Consider the following 4,088-nt stretch of genomic DNA (forward strand, 5'->3'; position numbering starts at 1 on the left):
CGACCGGCACGACCCGCACGACCGGCACGACCCGCACGACCGGCACGACACACCCGATACGTGCTCTCTCAGCACCCGACGCACCAGGGGGACGGCGCTCATGACCCACACGACGCACGACCGCACTCGACCGGCAGACGCTGCGAGCGGATCCGATCGCCTCGATCCCGAGGCTGCTCCACGCGACGGGGCCGACGGCCCGAGACGTCCGCGTCCCAGCGCTCCTCCGGCGCTGACGCGCGGAGCCCGGGTGAGCGCGCTCGTCGCGGTCGGGGTCGTCATCGTCTACATCGCGACGACGATCCTCATGGCCGTCCCGCAGAACGACGCGACCCGTGCGCTCACGGCCCCGGCCCGTCCCTTCTTCTCCCAGCAGTGGAACGTCTTCGCTCCCTCCATCCAGAAGGCGAGCCGCTTCCTCGAGGTCCAGTCGCAGTGGCGCGACGAGTCGGGAGCCCTGGTCAAGAGCGACTGGATCCCGGTGACGGAGTCCGAGTACGGGGCCAGCGAGGGGCAGTTGCAGGGCTCGCGCACCAACAAGCAGAGCGCCAACCTCGTGAAGACGTACATGACCCGCTACCAGGCACTGTCGACCGAGCAGCAGGAGGTGGTGCGCGACACCTTCATCCGACGCACCGAGACGGGCTACGCGGCGAAGACCGCGGACTCGCTCATCGAGCAGCTCTCCGGGCTCGAGGACGGCACGCGGGGCCGCGTGATCTCCTTCCTCCGGCACGAGTACGTGGTGAAGGAGTTCGCGACGTACTGGAGCACGGCCTACTTCGGCCGCGACGTCGAGCGCGTCCGGTGGCGCGTGGTGACCACCCGGCCGAACGACTTCGACCGCCGCCTCGACGACGCCCGGCAGTACGAGCCGTCCGTGCGGACGTTCGGGTGGCGTCACGTCGACGACGTCATCGATCCCCAGGCGCTCAGCGTCTACCAGTCCGTCGTCGAGAGGTACGCACGATGAAGACGAGCACGCGCGACGAGCGTCCGACGCCCGCGGCCGGCTCCTGGGCGGGGCGCGCGCGCTCCGCACGGAGCCGTGCGTCCGCCCAGGACGCGACCCTCCTCCGGTCGCTCCGGACACCCGCGACCTGGCCCCGCGCCGCCGTGGGCTGGCTCACGGAGCGCGAGCACGCCACGTACAGCTTCGCGGCGCTCCGCATCACCCTGGGGCTCGTGATGATCGGCGTCCTGGTGACGAGCTTCGCCGACCGCCACTACCTGTGGGGGGTCGGCTCGCGCTTCGTCGACCCGCTCGTGCGGCTCCGCGACTGGCCCGACCTCTTCGGGAAGCTGTTCTCCAAGACCGACGCCACGCTGTTCGACCTCGCCTACCTCGTGCTCGCCGCCCTCGCCGTGCTGTTCACGCTCGGACTGCGCACGCGGATCGTCACGCCGTTCCTGCTGCTGTTCTGGGTGGGCCTGTCGACGAACAGCACGCTGCTCACCAACGGCGGTGACGTCGTCATGCGGCTCACCCTCTTCTTCGCCCTGTTCGCGGACCTGTCGCGGCACTTCTCGCTCGATGCCGTCCGGCGTCGCCGCGGTCCGGCGCGGCAGCCGGCTGCCTCCCTGGCGGGGATCCGCGCCCTGCTCGCGCGCGTCCCGCGCTTCGTGCCCGTGCTGCTCCACAACACGGCCCTGGTGCTCAGCGCGTACCAGATCATGCTCATCTACGTGAACTCCGCGATCCTCAAGCTGATGGGCGAGGAGTGGCGCGACGGGAGCGCCACCTACTACTCCCTCATGCTCGACGGCTACCGTCCGTGGCCCGCGCTCAACGACCTGCTCGTGCAGATGAGCCTCGGGGTGGTGCTCGCGAGCTTCATGGCCGTGGCGTTCCAGGGGCTGTTCCCGGTGCTGATCCTGTGGCGGCCGTCGCGCATCGTCGCCCTCGTCGTCATCACGGGGATGCACCTGATGATCGGTCTCCTCCTCGGCCTCTGGCCGTTCTCGCTGGCGATGATCGCCCTCGACTTCCTGTTCGTCCGCGATGCCACGTGGCGCCAGGGGATGGCGCTCGCCTCCCGGGTCCGCAGCAGCGCGCCCGGGTGGATCCGCGAGCGGATGCGCCCTGTCGACGAACGGTCCTCGGCCGCTCCCGGTGACGGGTCCGGATCCGGATCCGCCGAGCCCGCCGACGAGCGCATGACGGGGGCCATCGCCCCCGAGGGCGAGGACGCCCCGGGCCGGGTCGCGGCCGATCGCTGACCTCGACGGCCGCCGTGCCCTCCCCGCCGGGAGGACGCGGCGGCCGTCCTCCGCGCCGACCGGCGCGGCCGGACGGTCGGGGGTGCCCGGTATCCTCAGGATCGTGGTCACCGCCCTGTATCGCCGTTACCGGCCAGAGAACTTCGCCGAGCTCATCGGCCAGACGCAGGTGACGGATCCGCTGCGCACGGCCCTCCGCACCAACCGCGTCAACCACGCCTACCTGTTCAGCGGTCCGCGCGGCTGCGGCAAGACCACGTCCGCCCGCATCCTCGCGCGCTGCCTCAACTGCGCGGAGGGTCCCACGGACACCCCCTGCGGCGTGTGCCCGAGCTGCGTCGAGCTGAGCCGCGACGGCAGCGGGTCGCTCGATGTGGTCGAGATCGACGCGGCGAGCCACAACGGCGTCGACGACGCGCGCGACATCCGGGAGCGCGCCGTCTTCGCGCCCGCACGCGACCGGTACAAGATCTTCATCCTCGACGAGGCGCACATGGTCACCCCGCAGGGCTTCAACGCGCTGCTGAAGATCGTGGAGGAGCCGCCGGAGCACGTGAAGTTCATCTTCGCCACCACCGAGCCCGACAAGGTCATCGGCACCATCCGGTCGCGCACGCACCACTACCCGTTCCGGCTCGTTCCCCCCGCCCAGATGCTCGACTACGTGGAGCACCTGTCGAAGGAGGAGCACGTGGAGGTCGCCCCGGGCGTCCTGCCGCTCGTCGTGCGCGCTGGCGGGGGATCGGTGCGCGATACGCTCTCCCTCCTCGACCAGCTCATCGCGGGCTCGGAGGACGAGAGCGTCGAGTACGAGCGCGCCGTGGCCCTGCTCGGCTACACGCACGCCGCCCTCCTCGACGAGGTCATCGACGCCGTCGCCCGGCACGACGCGGCGGCCGCCTTCGCGGGCGTCGACCGGGTCATCCAGACCGGACAGGATCCGCGCCGCTTCGTGGAGGACCTCCTCGAGCGCCTGCGCGACCTCATCATCGTCGGCGCCACCTCCGTCGAGGGCGCCGCCGCCGTGCTCCGCGGCACCCCGGAGGACGAGCTCGAGCGCATGCGGGCCCAGGCCGTCGCGTTCGGCGCCGTCGAGCTGTCGCGCGCCGCCGACGTCGTCAACGCCGCCCTCACGGAGATGACGGGGGCCACGTCCCCGCGCCTCCACCTCGAGCTCCTCGTGGCCCGCGTCCTCGTGCCCGCCAGCGACGACACGCACCGCGGCGCCCTCGCCCGCGTCGAGCGCCTCGAGCGCCGGGTCGGCGTGGCGGACGCGTCGACGGATCCGACGACCGAGGCCGCGCCGGCTCCCGTCGCTCCTGTGGCCCCCGCTCCCGTGGCCGCGCCTCCCGCCGCGGCGCCAGCACCGGCACCAGTACCGGCACCGGCACCGGCACCGGCACCGGCACCGGCTCCCGCCTCCGCGCCGGGCCCCTCCGCGCCGACCGCCTCCGCTCCGGCCCCAGCCCCGGCCGCCCCGGTCGGTCCCGTCACGTTCGAGCAGCTGCGCGACTCCTGGCCGTCGGTCGTCGAGGCCGTGGAGAAGGCGAAGCGGAGCGCGTGGCTCGTCGCCGTCACCGCCACGCCCCGCGCCCTGGCGGGCGACGTGCTCACGCTGTCGTTCGTCAGCGCCAACGACGCCGAGAAGTTCAAGGAGCGCGGCGCTCCCGGCCAGGGCGTCAGCGACATCCTGCGCACGGCCATCCTCGACGTGCTCGGCCTGCGCGTGAAGTTCATCGCGCGCGTCGAGCCGCACGGCGGGTCCGCCCCGGCCCGCGGCGGATCCCCGTCCCCGGCTCCCGAGGTCGCTCCGGCCGCGGCTCCGGCTGCCGGCCGCCCCGCATCGTCCGGCGCACCCGCCCCCGCGT

At 72.7% G+C, this 4,088-nt stretch carries 3 protein-coding genes; all 3 read left to right on the plus strand.

Going from position 1 to position 4,088, the window contains the following annotated elements; all coding sequences use genetic code 11:
* Window positions 1-250 precede the first annotated feature (250 nt).
* Entirely contained in the window at window positions 251-973 is a 723-nt protein-coding gene (locus Q6969_RS13655) for a DUF5819 family protein (RefSeq protein ID WP_317230930.1), read from the plus strand.
* Window positions 970-2,220 carry an HTTM domain-containing protein gene (locus Q6969_RS13660; protein ID WP_317230931.1) on the plus strand — a complete coding sequence of 417 codons (1,251 nt, stop codon included), beginning with the start codon at window positions 970-972 and terminating at the stop codon, window positions 2,218-2,220. Before Q6969_RS13655 ends, Q6969_RS13660 begins: the two co-directional genes overlap by 4 nt.
* 103 nt (window positions 2,221-2,323) lie before the next feature.
* The coding region (locus Q6969_RS13665) for a DNA polymerase III subunit gamma and tau (protein WP_317230932.1) at window positions 2,324-4,088 on the plus strand (1,765 nt) is incomplete at its 3' end.

This window comes from Clavibacter sp. MX14-G9D (genome assembly GCF_032917815.1).
GTDB lineage: Bacteria > Actinomycetota > Actinomycetes > Actinomycetales > Microbacteriaceae > Clavibacter > Clavibacter michiganensis_K.